A 17,043-nucleotide genomic window follows, 5' to 3' on the forward strand; every position below is an offset into this window, starting at 1 on the left:
ACTGGTTGCCTGCGCACGTGCGAAGGACTAACTCGTCGTCATTTGCCTTTGCGGCTTACTCTTTTCTCCGGGCAAAAGTTGCCCGCTGTCGCGTTTTTTCCCCTCTTAACAGGGGAGCGACTTATGGCTGTTTAATTACTGTTTCGATGTTTATTTATTATCTTTTCTACTTCTCAAGCGCCATCAAATAGCTATCACATGGTGGCACTTTGAATCTCAAAACCGTTACAATTAACCCTAAAACAAGGCATAAATGTCAAATAAAAGCGTATTTTTCTTTCATTTCGTATTTTTTCTTTACAATTTAGGAACTCTTGTTAAACCTACTGGTCGATTGGTTTAAGATTTTTCAGGACGAAGAAAGACAGCTCGCAAGTTGCGATGCGTGCTGTACGCTATTTCTTGCCCGGTCTTTATCCGATTTCTGCCTTTTGCAGAATTCACTTCTTTTTTCTGTGGAGTTAACTACGATGAAATTCTCTGTAATCAGTGCGGGCGTTGTTCTGGGTCTGGCCCTTAGTGGTGCAGTAGTTGCCGCTGAAGCGACCGATGACGATGCAACATCCGGTGCAAGCGATTCGACGGTCATGACTCAGACCCAGGACGCCAAGGCAGCGCAGAAGGCGCAAAACCAGAAGACCGAAACGACAAAAGGTGGTCGCCCGCAGAACGCAACCCCTCAAAAGCAGTCAAATTGATCGTTTGAAGCCTTTGAGCACAGCACTTTCCAGTCGGAGAGTGCTGTAACATGTCCCTCCGAAGTAGCAAAATGCCCTCATTCATGCCGCCAGTTCCCGTCGATGTTTCCCGCCTCCTCATTCCGGATGCCGCGCAGGTTTGCGCCTGGCTGACCGAGCACGCGGGTCTGAAAATGGCCGATCTGGAGCGGGCGCAACGTTTGCAGCAAGAGTCTGAAGGCACCGAGCTGCTCGGGCTGTTGACTCGTCTGGGGCTGGTTTCCGAATTTGAACTGGCCCGCGCATGGGCAGCCCTGTTGCAGGCACCGCTGCTACTTGCTGACGCTGTGCCGCCGCTGCTCGACCCCTTGCCGCCTTTGACCGAGCGCTTCATGCGCCACTATCAAGTCGTGCCCGTAGGCTGGAGCGATCAAGGGCTGCAAGTGCTCAGCGCCAACCCCGGTACGCTGTACCCGTTCCAGGCCATCGCTTATGCCTGCGAAGTGCCGGTGCGGCTGTCCATCGGGCCGCGCAATGAAGTCGAAACCCTTATTGAGCGTTATTACGGACAGGGCCGCTCGGCAATGGGCACCCTGATCGAGAACCTGGATGAGGAGGGCGGCTCGCTGGAAGACATCGAGCACCTCAAGGATCTGGCCTCCGAAGCGCCGGTCATTCGTCTGGTCAACCTGATTCTGCAACGCGCGGTCGAACAGCGTGCGTCGGACATTCATATCGAGCCGTTCGAGAGCCAGCTAAAAGTGCGCTATCGCATCGACGGCGTGTTGCATGAGGCCGAAGCGCCACCGTCCAGTTCTTCGGCGGCGGTTATTTCCCGGGTGAAGATCATGGCGCGGCTGGACATCGCCGAGCGTCGTCTGCCGCAGGATGGCCGGATCATGCTGCGCATCCAGGGCAAGGAGCTGGACCTGCGGGTGTCTACGGTGCCCACCAGCTTCGGCGAATCGGTGGTCATGCGTTTGCTGGACCGGCAGACCATCAATTTCGATTTCCCCAGCCTGGGTTTCGACGGCGAGCGGCTGGATGAATTTCTCGACGTGCTGGAGCGTCCGCACGGCATTCTGCTGGTCACCGGGCCGACCGGCTCCGGCAAGACCACCACTCTTTATACTGCGCTCTCACGGCTCAATACCGCCGAGCGCAAGATCATCACCGTCGAAGACCCGGTCGAGTATCAGCTCGAGGGCATCAATCAGATTCAGGTCAAGCCTTCCATCGGCCTGGACTTCGCCGGGGCACTGCGCTCCATCGTGCGTCAGGACCCGGATGTCATCATGATCGGTGAGATGCGCGACCTGGAAACCTGCCGCATCGCCATTCAGTCCTCGTTGACCGGTCACCTGGTGCTCTCGACCCTGCACACCAATAGTGCGGCGGCGAGTATTACCCGTCTGCTGGACATGGGCGTCGAAAGCTACCTGATCGCCTCGACGGTCAACGGCATTCTGGCCCAGCGTCTGGTCCGCCGTCTTGATCCGGCAACGCGTGAAGCCTTCGATGCGCCGCCGGAGTTGATTGCCGAGCACGGGCTGGAGCGCTTCACTGACGAACGCCCGATTCGCTTGTATCGCCCGCGTGCCGATGCACCTGGCGGCGGTTACCGGGGGCGCAGTGCAATCACCGAGTTGCTGGTCATGAACGAAGAGCTGCGCAGTCTGTTGATGCGCCACGCCGATGCGTCGACTCTGGAAGAAGCTGCCCGACGTGGCGGCTTGCGCACGCTGCATGAAGAGGGCCTGCGCCAGGCCGTGGCCGGGGTGACCTCGCTGGAGGAAGTGCTGCGCGTCACCCGAGGTGAAGGCACATGAGCCTGTTCAAGTACCGCGCACTGGATGCTCAAGGTGCGCCGCAGAACGGCACGCTGGAAGCCCGCGACCAGGATGCTGCAATCGCCGCGCTGCAAAAACGTGGCCTGATGGTCTTGCAGATTGACGCGGCCGGTATGGGCGGGTTGCGCCGCGCACTGGGCAGCGGCTTGCTCAATGGGGCAGCGCTGGTCAGTTTCACGCAGCAGCTCGCAACGTTGCTCGGTGCCGGACAGCCGTTGGAACGATCTCTTGGAATTCTGCTCAAACAGCCTGGACAACCGCAGACCAAGGCATTGATCGAGCGCATCCGCGAACAGGTCAAGGCCGGCAAGCCATTGTCCGTTGCGCTGGAAGAAGAGGGCACACAGTTTTCGCCACTTTATATAAGCATGGTCCGCGCCGGTGAAGCCGGGGGCGCGCTGGAAAGCACGCTGCGTCAATTGAGTGATTACCTTGAACGTAGCCAACTGCTGCGTGGCGAGGTCATCAACGCGCTGATCTATCCGGCCTTTCTAGTGGTCGGCGTACTGGGCTCGCTGGCCCTGTTGCTGGCCTATGTAGTGCCGCAGTTCGTACCGATCTTCAAGGATCTCGGCGTGCCGATTCCGTTGATCACCGAGGTCATTCTCAACCTCGGACAATTTTTGAGCAACTACGGCCTGGCTGTTCTGGCGAGCCTGATCGCGCTGATCTGGGGCATGGCCATTCGCATGCGCGACCCACAGCGCCGTGAACGCCGCGACCGCCGCATACTCGGCATTCGGGTAATCGGTCCCTTGCTGCAACGCATTGAAGCAGCGCGTCTGACTCGAACGCTTGGCACGCTGTTGACCAATGGAGTGGCGTTGTTGCAGGCGCTGGTGATCGCTCGCCAGGTCTGCACCAACCGCGCCTTGCAGGCGCAGGTGGAGCAGGCTGCCGAGTCGGTGAAGGGCGGCGGCACGCTGGCCAGTGCGTTCGGCGCGCAACCGCTGCTGCCGGATCTGGCGCTGCAAATGATCGAGGTCGGCGAACAGGCGGGCGAACTGGACACCATGCTGATGAAGGTCGCCGATGTGTTCGACGTCGAGGCCAAGCGCGGTATCGACCGCATGCTGGCCGCGCTCGTACCGGCGCTGACGGTGGTGATGGCGGGCATGGTCGCGGTGATCATGCTGGCTATCATGCTGCCGCTGATGAGCCTGACCAGCAATATCTGAATCCATGAAAGAGGAAACCACTCCGATGACTTTTAGCCGCACACGCTTCAAACCCGCACGCCGACAGGGCGGTTTCACTTTGCTGGAAATGCTCGCGGTTATCGTATTGCTGGGCATCGTTGCGACCATCGTCGTGCGCCAGGTAGGTGGCAACGTCGACAAGGGCAAATACGGCGCAGGCAAGGCTCAGTTGGCCAGCCTGGGCATGAAGATCGAAAGCTATGCGCTGGACGTCGGTTCGCCACCCAAGACCTTGCAGCAATTGACCGAGAGACCGGGCAACGCCTCGAACTGGAATGGCCCTTACGCCAAGCCTTCGGACCTTAAAGACCCGTTCGGCCACGCGTTCGGCTACCGCTTCCCGGGCCAGCACGGCAGTTTCGACCTGATTTTCTACGGCCAGGACGGTCAGCCGGGCGGCGAAGGGTACAGCGCCGACCTGGGCAACTGGGAGTAACGTTCAGCATGAGAACGCCTGTCGCAAGCCGGGGTTTTACCCTCATGGAAATGCTGGTAGTGCTGGTGTTGATGAGCATTGCCGTCGGTCTGGTGGGGTTCGGTCTGCAACAGGGTTTGAGTACCGCCAGTGAGCGACGCGCGGTCGGCGACATGGTCGAGGCGCTTAGGGCAACCAGAGTGCGTGCGATTGTCACCGGTCAGCCTGCACGCACTGAGTTCAATCTGCGCAAGGCGACGTTCAAGGCGCCCGGCAAGCGTGAGGTGCACTGGCCTGAAAATCTGCATGTGACCATGCAGACCGCGTCGGATCTCGGCTCGTCCGTGGAGTTCTACCCGGATGGCGGTTCCAGTGGCGGCAACGTGGTTGTCGCCGACGGCGACCGGCGCTGGCGTATTGATATTGGCTGGCTGACCGGTAGCGTTCAGGTACGGTCGCTTTAATGAAAACATCGCAGTCGGGGTTCACCCTGCTGGAGATGCTTGCTGCATTGACCGTTATGGCAGTGTGCAGCGGCGTTCTGCTGGTTGCATTCGGGCAGAGCGCTCGCTCTCTGCAACAGGTGTCGCGCAGTGACCGGATCAGCCATGCAGCACGCACGATTATGGATCAGGAAAGTGCCGGCCCACTGGAAAACGGTACGCGTCAGGGAACACTCTCAGGCATCGACTGGACCCTGGATATCCGTCAACTGTCGGGTGCCAATGGTGAGGCACGGATGTTTCGCCTCGACCTGATGCTCAGCGAGCACCAGCGCAAAGCGCAGTTCAGTACGCTTAAACTGCGCGGCGCTGTCAGCGGGGCCGGATCATGACCCGCACCCAGCGTGGTTTCACGCTGCTGGAAGTACTGTTGGTGATCAGTCTGTTGGGCGTGCTGCTGGTGTTGGTTGCGGGGGCGCTGCTGGGTGCCAACCGTGCGGTGCTCAAGGCCGAACGTTACACCGTGAACCTGGACGAAGTCCGCGCCGCGCAGGCGTTTCTGCGTAGCTCGATTGGTCAGGCCCTACCGCTGGATACGTCTGCCGAAGACGACGTCAACAGCGGTTTTTTTGAAGGCTCGGCGCAGCAGTTGCGCTTTGTCGCCACGTTGCCCGGTGAGCTGGGCGGTGGCATACAGGTGCACAGCCTGGAACTTGGAGGGCCGCAAGGCCATCGGTCTTTGCAAGTGTCTTTTGCTCAGGTCCAGTCTGGTGCAAACGGCATTGCCCTGAAACCGTGGGGTGAGCCTCAGGTGTTGTTGCAAAACGTCGAGTCACTGACGTTCAGTTATCGCGGGCTGACTCCCAAGGGCAAGCCGACAGGCTGGATGGCCGAATGGCCCTGGCCGAATCGTTTGCCCGGTGCTGTAAGGATCGACCTGAAGACCAGCGGGGCGGTGAAGTGGGTCCCTGAAGTAGTCGCTTTGCGTCTGGACCTGTCCGGTGGGGCGGGCGGCGAATGAATATAGCCAGTCGACAGCAGCGTGGTGTTGCGCTGCTGGTGGTGCTTTGGGTGCTCGCGCTGTTGAGCCTGCTGCTTGGCGGGCTGGCCGGGTGGGTGCAACTGGAAAGCCGGCAGGCACTCTGGTTGCGCCAGAACACTCAGGCGCTGATGGCCGCCGAAGCTGGCATGAATATGGCTGTGCAGGGTTTGCTGGATCCTGCGCAGCGCAAACGCTGGATTGCCGATGGGCGTCTGGTGTCGTTGCGGATGGATGATACGCAATTGCTCGTCAGCATCAGGAGCGAGCGCGGCAAGCTGGACCTCAACAGCGCGCCGGTGGCGGATATATCGCGGCTGTTGCAGGCCTGCGGCGCAGCTAAGAATCAGGCCAGCGGTATTGCCCAGGTGCTGGAAGAGCAGCGCAACGGCGGTCAGTCACCATTGCGGGTGGTTGAGGAAGTACGCCAGTTGCCGGGCATGAGTCAGCCGCTGTATGCCCGGCTGTTGCCGGAAATAACATTATGGAGCGGCCTGGATCGGCCCGACCCGGCATTCGCTTCGGCGTTGCTGCGACGGGCCTTGAACCTGCCGAACCAGAGCGCGGTCGGGGCCGATCCAGGTGAAGTGCTGGCCATCGACAGCCGCGCAGAACGACCGGGCGGTGTGACTGCCCTGTTACAAACCACTGTTTTATTGAGCCCATCGGAGGGAGGCGCACAGCCCTACAGGGTGTTGCGTTGGCAAGAATGAATTCATCAGTTTCTGCACGTCTGGCGCCTGTCTACGCGTTACGCGAACAGGTCGCCCGGCAGTGGCGTGGCAGTCCGGCGCAACACGGTTGGCAATGGTGGGTCGCGGAGCTTCGCGCCTGCCTGCCGCCGCGTGTGCGTCGCTGGCTGGGCCGCGAGACCCTGGAGCAGGCGCACGTCTGGCCGCTGGTCGAGCCACTGCCCGATGCATCGCCTCAGGCACGACGTGTGTTGTTGCTGCCAGCGTCGGCGGTGCTGGTGCAGCCCCTGCAACTGCCAGCTGCCGCGGCGCGCAATCTGTCGACTGTCGTCGGTTACGAGCTGGACCGCTTCACCCCGTTCGACGCTGGCCAGTTGTATTTTGTGGCCCGTCAGGACAGTCGCAGCGCCAGCTTTGTGCAGGTCACACTGGTGGCGATATTGCGCGAGCGGCTGGACGCGATACTCAGTGAGTGCGCCGAGCGCGGTTTGCGTCCCGATGCGGTAGATGTCGTCACTGACATGGGGACTGCCGCCATGGGTACTGGCGGGCAGCGTATGGGCATCGATCTGTTGCCGATGCCACTGCGCCCGCAGCAATCGCACTCCGGTCATCGTTTGCAGCGCTGGCTGCTCTGGCTGTGTGCCGGTTTGCTGCTGAGCGCCATGCTGTTGTGGCTGAATGACCGGCAGAGTCTGCTCGATGACATGCAGGCCAGTGTCCAGGCGCAGAAGGCCCGGGTGGGTGAGATTCAACAGCTGCGTCAGCAGTTGACCAACACGCTGGGCGCAGCCAATTACCTGATCCGCCGCAAGGCTGCTCAACCGCCGCTGTCGGCGCTGCTCAGTGAATTGACCGCTTGCCTGCCCTCGGACACCTGGATCGAGCATCTGGAAATCAGTGACAGCGCCGAAGTCGCGTTTTCCGGGCAAAGCGCCAAGGCCAGTGCCCTGATCGGCCGCGTCAAGGATTGTCACAGTCTGGACAACGCGCAGTTTCAGGGCGTGATCCAGCCCGACACCAAGACCGGCAAGGATCAGTATTCACTGCGTGCGCATTTGCACCAGAACCAGCATCAGGAGAACGCCGATGCGCCGTCCACTGACAAGCCGTGAGCGGCGGGGCGCGGCCCTGATGATTCTTGCCTTGGTGCTGTGCCTGGCTTATTGGCTGTTGATCGACAGTTGGTTCGCCGGACCCTTGCGCGACATCAGCGAGCAGACCGACCAGTTGCGCGAACAGCAGCAGCGTTACGCCGGCCTTCTGCAGCAGGGCGACTCATTGCGTGAGCAATTGGAACAGGCCCGTCGTGACCCGGCCAGCAGCACCAGCTTGTTGCCGGGCGAAGACCCGAGCGCTGTGGCGGCGGATCTGATGCAGCGTATTGCCGACCTGGTCAGCAGTCAGGCCAGCACCGGCGGCGGCTGCGAGCTGACCCAACGCATGCCGATCACGCCAGAGCAGGATAGCGCCGAGCCGTATCGGCAGGTCAAGGTCAGCCTGACCCTGAACTGCGCCATCGAACCACTGACGGCCATTCTGCATACGCTGGAGTACCAGCGCCCGTTTCTGTTCATTGACGAGATGAGTATGCGTCGTGATGCCAATGCTCCGGCCAGCGGTGCCGCCGGCAAACTGGTGGTGCACCTGCTGGTGCGCGGCTACCTGCAACCGGCCAGCGCCGGGGAGGGTGAGCAATGATCGGTTCCTTACGCCCGCTGGAGTGGTCGCTACTGGCTCTGGCCGCGCTGCTGGCGGGGCTGATCGCCCTGATTTTCAGTGGCGCTGCACACTCGCCCGACTGGCTGCCGGAGCAGGCACCGCGCAACCCGATCGATCAGAAGGCGCAGACCCACAATGCGCCGTCGGCGACGCTGGACAGCCTGGCCAATACCTGGAAAACCCCGCTGTTCAGTCCTGACCGCAGCCCGGACGTGGCGGTTCGCAAAGCCGACGCGCAGGCCACCAGCCTGGCCGGCCTGACCCTGACCGGGGTGATCATGGACGGCTCGCTGCGTGTCGCACTGATCAAACAAGCCAGCGGTCCAGCGTTGAAGATCCGTCAGGGCGATCGCCTGCCCAACGGCTGGACGCTGGACCGTCTGGAGCCTACCCAGGCCACCTTTCAACTCGATGGCCGTACGCAAATGCTACGCCTGCCCGCGTTGCGTCTGCCGCCGCCGTCGAGTACACCGCCGATTACCTTAACCAACGATTCCACCCTGTGATGGGTACCTTTTCTGGAGTTTCTGCCATCGCTACCTTGCGCACACCCTTGCTTTGCCTGGCTACCGCCGTCGCCCTAGGCGGCTGCGCGTCAAAGCCCGACACTCTCGATCCCGACAATGGCATGCTGCAGGAAGCGCTCCAGGGAACCGGTTCACAACGCCCGCCGGTAGACCCGCGCAGCGAACGACCGCCAGTCGAGCCACCTTCACAGCAACCGGCGAGCTCGCCGCAGCGCCAGATCATCAAGGGCAACCAGCGTTTCATCCGCCAGCCCGCTGCTGCTCCGGCGGCGCGTCCGGCCGAAACCGGTGACATCGTCTTCAATTTCACCAATCAGCCGATTCAGGCGGTGATCAACAGCATCATGGGTGATCTGCTGCACGAGAATTACAGCATTGCCCAAGGTGTAAAGGGCGATGTCAGCTTCTCGACCTCCAAGCCGGTCAACAAGCAGCAAGCGTTGTCGATTCTTGAAACGTTGCTGTCCTGGACCGACAACGCCATGATCAAACAGGGCAATCGCTATGTGATCCTGCCCTCGAATCAGGCCGTTGCCGGCAAGCTGGTGCCTGAAATGCCGGTAGCGCAACCGTCGGCGGGCATGTCGGCGCGGTTGTTTCCGTTGCGTTATATCTCGGCGACCGAAATGCAGAAGCTGCTCAAGCCGTTCGCCCGGGAAAACGCGTTCCTGCTGGTTGATCCGGCGCGCAATGTACTGAGCCTGGCGGGTACGCCCGAAGAGCTGTCCAACTATCAGGACACCATCGACACGTTCGATGTGGACTGGCTCAAGGGCATGTCGGTCGGCGTATTCGGTCTGCAACGTGCCTCGGTCGGTGAACTGATGCCTGAGTTGCAGAAAATGTTCGGTCCGGAGAGCGGCATGCCGCTGGCGGGCATGGTGCGTTTCCTGCCGATCGAGCGGACCAATTCGGTGGTGGCGATTTCCTCGCAGCCTGAATACCTGCGCGAAGTCGGCGAGTGGATTCATACCATCGATGAAGGCGGCGGTAACGAGCCGCAGATGTACGTGTACGACGTGCGCAACATGAAAGCTACCGATCTGGCCAAATACCTGCGGCAGATCTACGGGTCGGGTGCCATCAAGGAAGACTCGGCAGCCAAGGTTGCGCCGGGGCTGCGCACCACCACCTTGTCATCGCTCAACTCCAATGGCGGCAGCGGTGTTGGCGGCATGAGCAGTTCCAACGGGCTGGGCAGCAACGGCGGTGGCATCAGTAATGGCGGCGGCTTTGGCAACAGCCAGGGCATGAACAACAGCCAGAACAGTGGCGACAGTGAATCCGAGAGCGACGATCAGAGCGGCGGTGAATCGGATTCGGCCAGCCAGGAAGGTGGAGGCGCGAACGGCAACAGCAAGTCGCTGGACGCCAGCACGCGCATCACTGCGCAGAAGAGCAGCAACCAGTTGCTGGTACGCACCCGTCCGGCGCAGTGGAAGGAAATCGAGTCGGCGATCAAGCGCCTCGACAATCCGCCGCTACAAGTACAAATCGAGACGCGCATTCTGGAAGTCTCGCTGACTGGCGAGCTGGACATGGGCGTGCAGTGGTATCTGGGACGCTTGGCGGGCAACTCGGGTACAACCGGCAACGTTACCAACACTGCGGGCAGTCAGGGTGCGATTGGTACCGGCGGGGCTGCGCTTGCTTCTACTGACGCGTTCTTCTACTCCTTTGTCAGCAACAACTTGCAGGTCGCCTTACGTGCGCTGGAAACCAATGGTCGAACCCAGGTCCTGTCGGCACCATCGCTGGTGGTGATGAACAACCAGCAGGCGCAGATTCAGGTTGGCGACAACATCCCGATCAGCCAGACTTCGATCAACACTAACACCTCCACCAACACCACATTGAGCAGCGTCGAATATGTGCAGACTGGTGTGATTCTCGACGTCGTGCCGCGCATCAATCCGGGCGGACTGGTGTACATGGACATTCAGCAGCAGGTCAGTAGCGCCGACACCAATTCCGCTGACAACGACGCCAACGGCAATCCGCGTATCTCCACGCGCTCGGTCGCTACGCAGGTGGCCGCGCAGAGTGGCCAGACCGTGCTGCTGGGCGGTTTGATCAAGCAGGATAACGCCGAGACGGTCAACGCTGTGCCGTATCTGGGACGCATTCCGGGCTTGAGATGGCTGTTCGGCAGTACCAGTAAGTCCAAGGGCCGTACCGAGCTGATCGTGCTGATCACGCCGCGAGTCATCACCAGCAGTAGCCAGGCACGTCAGGTGACGGATGACTACCGTCAGCAGATGCAGTTGATCAAGCCGGAAGTTTCGCGGACCAGCATGCAGAACTGAGGCTGTGTCAGTTTCTGCTTCCGAACCCACTCACGACGCTGCTTGCTGGCAGCGTCAAACAGAGGTCATGAACCGATGCTGAAATTTTTCACTGCCTTGCTGTTTGCCGTTGCCGGCATGGCGCAGGCGCAGGACACCCTGCACACTGATCTGCCGCTGGATTACCTGGCACAGGTCAACGTCGAAACCCCGAACCGGCCGCTGGTGATCTTCATTCATGGCTACGGCAGTAATGCGGCTGACTTGTTCGGGCTCAAGGAACATCTTCCGGCCGTTTACAACTACCTGTCGGTGCAGGCTCCAGTGGAGTTGCGCGCTGACAGTTACAAGTGGTTCACCCAGAAACCAGGCGTGCCTGACTACGATGGCGTGACCGAAGACCTCAAGAGCAGCGGCAAGCAGTTGAGCGCATTCATCACCCAGGCCACCGGCAAGTTCCACACGCAGCCGGGCAAGGTGTTTCTGGTCGGGTTCAGCCAGGGCGCGATGATGAGCTACGAAGTCGCCCTGCGTCAGCCCAAGCTGGTAGGGGGGATTGCGGCGTTGAGCGGGCGGTTGTTGCCGGTGGTGCAGTCCGAGCTCAAAGCCTCTGATGACCTCAAACGCCTGAACGTCTTCATCGGTCACGGGGTACAGGATCGCCAGGTGGCCTACGCCAGCGGCCCGCAAGCCGAAGCCACGCTGAAGTCGCTTGGCCTGTCACCGCAATTTCATGGGTATGAAGGGCTGGGGCACAGCATCAACGAAGCCGAAGTCATTGACCTGGCTAACTGGCTGCAGCAGTCAGTCCGGTAGCGAATACGTGCGTCGTCATACTCAAGACGACGCACCCTCTATGTTTGCTAACTAATTGACCTTGACCTCGTTGAACTTGAGCACGTTGTCCTTGTTCTCGCGATCACGGAAGGTCAGCTTCAAAGCAGGTGACTGCTTGACCCGGCCCTTGGCCGCTTCAAAGATCAGCGTCACGCGGGTAGGGACGTTACGGATCAACTGGAAGCTGTCCCAGCGGTCGTATTTCGCATCGCCGACACGCAGTTGCGAAAGGCCCAGAGCGCCGCCTGTTTCTTCGAACAGGCTGATCGGGTTCAGAAAACGGAAGTCGCGGTCTGTACTTTTGTTGGTCAGCTCCAGCATGCAGGTAGGCGACTGGCCATTCTGATCACAACCCAGCAACTCCATACTCACGTTGTCGACCGTCTCGGAGCGTTTGCCGAACAGGTTGGCGCTTTCATTCTCGGTGAACAGTGTTTGACCGCGGGCGAAATCGACCGAAGGTTTAGCGTATTCGCCGCCCAGTTTGAAGAACACCGCGCAGAGAAACAGTGACAGCGCCAGCCACACGCCGAGCTTGAGCGGCGATGGAAGCTTTCTGGCCATGATTGCGATGTACAGCCCGCTTATCACCATACCGGTGCCGACGATAATGACCAGTGTCTTCCAGTTGATGAAGTCAATGCTGAGGCCAAGAACGGCCGGGTCCGGGAAAAGGTAGGTGAAGATGCTCCAGATAGCCCCGATCATGCCGCTGATGCCGAGCGATATCCTGGCGAAAATCGCGGAAATTTTGCTTGTTCGTGGTGCTGCGTCCATTGCTGTTTTGCCTTGTTCGGGTTGCGCAAGTGCGTACCGATGCGCTTGAAAAGCAGTATCGGCGGATTCGGGGCCTTGGGATGAGGCGTCTGTACAATCCGTGTTCAATCGCGCAGATCCAGAGGTGCCGGATACGCGAGCCTTGAGGTGCGAGAGAGAGCCAGAAGGGCGATGAGCCATGCCATCGCCGCGGCATTATCCTGCAAATCAGTTACAAAGTGCAGCGTTTACGCATTCTGTCTGGATCGATCCCTGAGCAGCGCCAGCAAGGCAGTCAACGGCAGCACCGTGCCTGCGATCAGCACCCAGGTCCAGCCGCCATGATCAAACAACGGGCTGGCCACCGCCGAGCCAATCGCGCCGCCGATGAAAATGCTGGTCATGTACAGGGCGTTGAGCCGGCTGCGGCTGGCGGCATCCAGTGCATAGACGGTGCGCTGGCCCAACACCATGCTGGTCTGCACGCAGAAATCCAGCACCACGCCCGTTACCGCAAGGCCTATCACGCTGTAGGCAGGATGAATAAGGCCCGGAAGAAAGCTCAGTGCACCGAACAGAAGTGCGCCCAAAGACGCGATGCGGGTGTAACCGGCGTCTGCCAGGCGGCCGCTGATGGGTGCCGCAATGGCACCGATTGCGCCGATCAGGGCAAAGATCGCGATCTGGCTTTGCGACAGCCCGTGATTGCGTGACAGCTCCAGGGGTACGGCGGTCCAGAACAGACTGAAGGTCGCGAACATACATGCCTGATAAAAAGCCCGCTGGCGCAGCACCGGCTGGGTGCGCAAAAGCGTCCAGAGCGAGAACAGCAACTGGCCGTAGGATGCACGATGATCCGGAACGCGTTTGGGCATGGTGGTTGCCAGCACCACACTGATACCGATCATCACCACGGCCGCTGCCCCGAACACTGCGCGCCAGCCGAAATGGTCGGCCACCAGACTGGCAATCGGCCGCGCCAGCAGAATCCCCAGCAACAGCCCGCCCATGATTCCGCCCACCACTCTGCCGCGGGATTCTTCCGGTGCCAGATGCGCCGCCAGCGGGATCAGCATCTGCACCGACACCGAACTGAAACCCACCAGCAGCGACACCAGCAGAAACAGATTCGGCTGCTCGGCAAACGCAGCGCCCAGCAGGCTGAGCACCGCAACCGCAGTGGTGATCAGCATCAGCCTGCGGTTCTCCAGCAAATCCCCCAGTGGCACCAGAAAGAACAAGCCCAGCGCATAACCGATCTGCGTTAACGAAACGATCAGACTCGCCGCCGTACTCGACAGCCCGATGTCCGGGGCAATCAGCTCGATGATCGGCTGCGCATAGTAGATGTTGGCGACAATCGCGCCGCAGCAGAAGGCAAACAGCATGACCATGGCCGGGGTCATGCTCACGGCTTTGTGCGCCGCGTGGGACGAGTGGGGCATGAAGATTCTCGCTTGAGCGTATACCTGACAGGCACGCGAGGCGCATCTGTCAGGCGGGTTTTTGACTGATGGCAAGCAGGCTAACGGTTTTGTCGGGGATTAAGTAGGTGCGGCGAGTTGATACAGGATATTTCCAGGAATGATGATTTGATGTAAGTCGTTTTATGGCGAGGTCTTCACGGAGCGTGCAGGAGTGCCATAATGCCGACCGTCAGTGTGTTCTGGATCAATCCCCTCAGAGACCTTCATGGAAATCAAAAGCTTCAGGCTCGTTAATGTGGGGCGTTTCAGCGATCTTGAAGTCGCTCTGGCGCCTACCGAAAGATATGCGTCGAAGGTGACCGTGCTGGTCGGCAATAATGGAGCGGGGAAGACTACGCTGCTCAAGTCTGTCGCTACATCGTTGAGCTGGTTGGTGGCGAGAGTCAGGACGCCGAAAGGTGCTGGCAGTCGTATCGATGAGGGTATGGTTCAGAACGGCACCGCTACCTCCTCGATTACCATTCGGATAGAGGATGTGTTGATTTCGGATGACGAGATCAATCCACTTGAATCTGAATGGGCAATTACCGCTACTCGGAAAGGCCGAAACGCCACCTCATCCACAGTATTAAGCGAGCTCAACAGACTTGCTGATGGCTATCGCTCAAAGTTGACTGAAAAAAGTGATACGTCTCTTCCTCTTCTGGCTTTCTACCCCGTCGAGCGCTCTGTCATCGAGATACCGCTCAAAGTCCACGCCAGACATACCTTTGATCAACTCGACGGCTACGACAACGCCTTGGGGCGTGGCGTGGATTTTCGTCGCTTTTTCGAGTGGTTTCGGGAGCGCGAAGACAGCGAGAATGAAACGGGTATCTCGACAGAGTTGCTGAATGAGCTGTCTCAAAAGATCTTGATTGATACAGAACTCTGGAAAGTGCTGACCAGGGAGCATGCCTCTTCACGTGACCGCCAGCTGACTGCGGTCAGAACTGCGGTTGAGGCGTTCATGCCAGGTTTCACAAAACTGCGTGTCAAGCGTAAGCCGCGCTTGCACATGGCTATTGATAAAGAAGGCAAGACGCTAAACGTATCCCAGCTGTCCCAAGGCGAAAAATCGATGATGGCGCTCGTCGGCGACATCGCCAGACGCCTCGCCATGATGAACCCGGCGCTGGAAAACCCATTACACGGCAATGGCATCGTCCTGATCGACGAAGTTGATCTGCACCTGCACCCCAAATGGCAACGCAGTCTCATCGCACAACTCACTACAACGTTCCCCAATTGCCAGTTCCTCCTGACCACGCATTCGCCGTTGGTCATCAGCGACAGCAAGGATGTGCTGGTGTACGTCATGGACAATGGCGAGTTACATGAGCAGGACAGTCTTTATGGCCTTGATGCCAATCAGGTGCTGTCGAGTGTCATGGACACTGATATTCGAAATGAGGAGATTCAAACAGTTCTGGATAAACTGCAGCACTTTTTGATGAGAGGAGAGCTCGATGAGGCTCGGACGCTCTACGCAGGGTTGACTGACGAACTACCTGCAAATCACATCGAACTAGCGAAAGCTTCGCTGCTGATTCGTAAGCTGGAAGTGCGCCGTGAGAAAGATTGAAAAGGGAAGTCTCGCGGTGCTGGAAAAATGGAAGCGCGCGAACAAGGGAAAGAAATACGGCGACCTGGTGGGGCATGAAGATATAAAGGATGCCATTCGCCACGCCTGTGTCACTGAGCAGCATGGCTTGTGCGCCTATTGCTGCTGCAGGATCACCGCAGAGAAAGGCAGTGCCTGCAATGAACATGTTGAAGCGCAGCATCTAGCACCGCATCGCACTTTGGATTTCGGCAATATTGTCGCGAGCTGCACTAACGCCAAGCGGTGTGACAAGGCTCATGGCCGTCAGCTTTTGCCGCTTACGCCGCTGATGATCGAATGTGAAAAAGAGTTGCAGTTTGAGCTTTCGGGCCTGGTGGCAGGCACCACGCTTCGGGCGTGCGCAAGTATCAACGTGCTCAATTTAGGCGATACCCATGAGTCGAACCGGGGTCTTGTGGGAGAGCGCAAGCAGATGATTGATGCGCTGCTGTTTTCTTGCAGCATTGACCCTGCTGAGCTGTTTATTGAGGAAGATGATGTTCTCGATCTGTTAAAAAATGACCTGCTTGAGGTAGATGCTCAGCAGTTTCTTCAGCCCTTTTCTCCGGTTTTGGTGAATGTAATTATCGGCATCCAACGCGCTCGTCAGCGTTGACCAAGGCTATTTCCGCACCACCAAGAAACCTTTTGAATTCATATCCTTGATCTGACGTCCTGACTATCGGCCCTTGACGCCCAACGGCGACGTGCCAATAATCCGCTCAAATATTCATATATATGACTGGATAACTACAACAATGAACAAGCTCTCCAGCGACGAACGCCTTCCGCTTTATCAACGCCTGCGCGACAGTCTGGCCGAACAGATTGCCAATAATCGCTGGCGTCCGGGTGAAGCCATTCCTACTGAAGCGGCGCTGTCCGCTGAGTATTGCCTGTCCACCGGCACCGTGCGCAAGGCTATTGATCTGCTGGTCAGCGACAACGTTCTGGAGCGCCAGCAGGGGCGTGGCACGTTTATTCGGCGTGCCAGGTTTCAGTCGTCGCTGTTTCGTTTTTTCCGTTTTCAGACCGAAGCGGGCGAGCGCCGTGTACCGGAAAGCCGGATTTTATCAATAGAGCCTGTGGCTGCGCCTTCAGCGGTCAGTCAGGCGCTGGGTCTGGTGGCCAATGCGCCGGTCATTCGGATGAACCGGCTGCGCTTGCTGGATGGTCAGCCGGTGCTGGCTGAAGAAATCTGGCTGCCTCGGATCCGCTTCCAGGCGTTGCTGGATCTGGATCTCGATACTCAGGGGCCGTTGCTTTATCCGATCTATGAAGAGGCTTGCGGTCAGGTTGTGGCTTATGCGCAAGAGAGCCTGACGGCTGAAGCGGTCAACGAGGTGTACGGCCGGTTGCTGCAGGTTTCGGCCGGCAGCCCGGTAGTGGTCATTGAACGACTGGCGCGTAATTACGCCGGTGAACCTCTGGAGTGGCGACGTTCACGAGGGCACGCCAGCCATTTCCGCTACAGCGTGGAAATTCGCTGATCGCACTGCAATCACCCCGACTCATTCAACGCTCATAAG

The 17,043-nt window shown here is 59.1% G+C and carries 18 protein-coding genes; 16 read left to right on the forward strand and 2 right to left on the reverse strand.

The window, feature by feature from the left end:
• Positions 1-470: 470 nt before the first annotated feature.
• From RYC18_RS09340 to RYC18_RS09400, 13 genes are all read left to right on the forward strand, one after another.
• Entirely contained in the window at positions 471-698 is a 228-nt protein-coding gene (locus RYC18_RS09340) for a hypothetical protein (RefSeq protein ID WP_005745674.1), read from the forward strand.
• A gap of 83 nt (positions 699-781) precedes the next feature.
• Positions 782-2,506, forward strand: a complete 1,725-nt coding sequence (gene gspE / locus RYC18_RS09345) for a type II secretion system ATPase GspE (RefSeq protein WP_004665672.1) — start codon at positions 782-784, stop codon at positions 2,504-2,506.
• The gene (gspF, locus tag RYC18_RS09350; protein WP_002553964.1) at positions 2,503-3,705 is read left to right on the forward strand and encodes a type II secretion system inner membrane protein GspF; all 1,203 of its coding nucleotides are present in this window, start codon (positions 2,503-2,505) and stop codon (positions 3,703-3,705) included. The genes gspE and gspF overlap by 4 nt, the downstream gene beginning before the upstream one ends.
• 25 nt (positions 3,706-3,730) lie before the next feature.
• Complete coding sequence (gene gspG / locus RYC18_RS09355; protein ID WP_002553963.1) at positions 3,731-4,162, forward strand: type II secretion system major pseudopilin GspG; 432 nt, start codon at positions 3,731-3,733, stop codon at positions 4,160-4,162.
• Positions 4,163-4,170: 8 nt separating this feature from the next.
• Entirely contained in the window at positions 4,171-4,605 is a 435-nt protein-coding gene (locus RYC18_RS09360; RefSeq protein ID WP_002553962.1) for a prepilin-type N-terminal cleavage/methylation domain-containing protein, read from the forward strand.
• Positions 4,605-4,976 carry a type II secretion system protein gene (locus RYC18_RS09365; RefSeq protein ID WP_004665669.1) on the forward strand — a complete coding sequence of 124 codons (372 nt, stop codon included), beginning with the start codon at positions 4,605-4,607 and terminating at the stop codon, positions 4,974-4,976. Before RYC18_RS09360 ends, RYC18_RS09365 begins: the two co-directional genes overlap by 1 nt.
• On the forward strand, positions 4,973-5,605 hold the full coding sequence (locus RYC18_RS09370; RefSeq protein WP_002553960.1) for a prepilin-type N-terminal cleavage/methylation domain-containing protein: 633 nt from the start codon (positions 4,973-4,975) through the stop codon (positions 5,603-5,605). The genes RYC18_RS09365 and RYC18_RS09370 overlap by 4 nt, the downstream gene beginning before the upstream one ends.
• The gene (locus RYC18_RS09375) at positions 5,602-6,336 is read left to right on the forward strand and encodes a type II secretion system minor pseudopilin GspK (protein WP_316885446.1); all 735 of its coding nucleotides are present in this window, start codon (positions 5,602-5,604) and stop codon (positions 6,334-6,336) included. The genes RYC18_RS09370 and RYC18_RS09375 overlap by 4 nt, the downstream gene beginning before the upstream one ends.
• Positions 6,333-7,430 carry a type II secretion system protein GspL gene (locus RYC18_RS09380; protein WP_316885448.1) on the forward strand — a complete coding sequence of 366 codons (1,098 nt, stop codon included), beginning with the start codon at positions 6,333-6,335 and terminating at the stop codon, positions 7,428-7,430. The genes RYC18_RS09375 and RYC18_RS09380 overlap by 4 nt, the downstream gene beginning before the upstream one ends.
• Positions 7,405-8,016, forward strand: coding sequence for a type II secretion system protein GspM (gene gspM, locus RYC18_RS09385; protein ID WP_316885449.1), 612 nt, complete (start codon positions 7,405-7,407; stop codon positions 8,014-8,016). The genes RYC18_RS09380 and gspM overlap by 26 nt, the downstream gene beginning before the upstream one ends.
• Entirely contained in the window at positions 8,013-8,543 is a 531-nt protein-coding gene (locus RYC18_RS09390; protein WP_002553956.1) for a type II secretion system protein N, read from the forward strand. Before gspM ends, RYC18_RS09390 begins: the two co-directional genes overlap by 4 nt.
• Positions 8,543-10,870 (forward strand): type II secretion system secretin GspD, encoded by a 2,328-nt coding sequence (gene gspD / locus RYC18_RS09395; RefSeq protein WP_316885452.1) that lies wholly within the window; start codon positions 8,543-8,545, stop codon positions 10,868-10,870. Before RYC18_RS09390 ends, gspD begins: the two co-directional genes overlap by 1 nt.
• A 75-nt stretch (positions 10,871-10,945) precedes the next feature.
• Positions 10,946-11,665 (forward strand): alpha/beta hydrolase, encoded by a 720-nt coding sequence (locus RYC18_RS09400; protein WP_316885454.1) that lies wholly within the window; start codon positions 10,946-10,948, stop codon positions 11,663-11,665.
• A 51-nt stretch (positions 11,666-11,716) separates the two neighbouring features.
• Here RYC18_RS09400 and RYC18_RS09405 read toward each other — a convergent pair whose 3' ends face one another.
• The gene (locus RYC18_RS09405) at positions 11,717-12,463 is read right to left on the reverse strand and encodes a hypothetical protein (RefSeq protein WP_005745663.1); all 747 of its coding nucleotides are present in this window, start codon (positions 12,461-12,463) and stop codon (positions 11,717-11,719) included.
• A 227-nt stretch (positions 12,464-12,690) separates the two neighbouring features.
• Positions 12,691-13,887: an MFS transporter gene (locus tag RYC18_RS09410; protein WP_016982206.1), complete on the reverse strand. Its 1,197-nt coding sequence runs from the start codon at positions 13,885-13,887 to the stop codon at positions 12,691-12,693.
• A gap of 247 nt (positions 13,888-14,134) precedes the next feature.
• Here RYC18_RS09410 and RYC18_RS09415 point away from each other — a divergent pair, with 247 nt between their 5' ends.
• The 3 genes from RYC18_RS09415 (at position 14,135) to RYC18_RS09425 (ending at position 17,004) form a co-directional block, all read left to right on the forward strand.
• Positions 14,135-15,493: an AAA family ATPase gene (locus tag RYC18_RS09415; protein ID WP_005780080.1), complete on the forward strand. Its 1,359-nt coding sequence runs from the start codon at positions 14,135-14,137 to the stop codon at positions 15,491-15,493.
• Positions 15,480-16,130 (forward strand): hypothetical protein, encoded by a 651-nt coding sequence (locus RYC18_RS09420; protein ID WP_016982205.1) that lies wholly within the window; start codon positions 15,480-15,482, stop codon positions 16,128-16,130. Before RYC18_RS09415 ends, RYC18_RS09420 begins: the two co-directional genes overlap by 14 nt.
• Before the next feature lie 142 nt (positions 16,131-16,272).
• Complete coding sequence (locus tag RYC18_RS09425; RefSeq protein WP_316885459.1) at positions 16,273-17,004, forward strand: GntR family transcriptional regulator; 732 nt, start codon at positions 16,273-16,275, stop codon at positions 17,002-17,004.
• Positions 17,005-17,043: the final 39 nt, after the last annotated feature.

Origin of the sequence: Pseudomonas syringae group sp. 247E2 (assembly GCF_032587795.1) — a bacterium.
Taxonomy (GTDB): domain Bacteria; phylum Pseudomonadota; class Gammaproteobacteria; order Pseudomonadales; family Pseudomonadaceae; genus Aquipseudomonas; species Aquipseudomonas amygdali.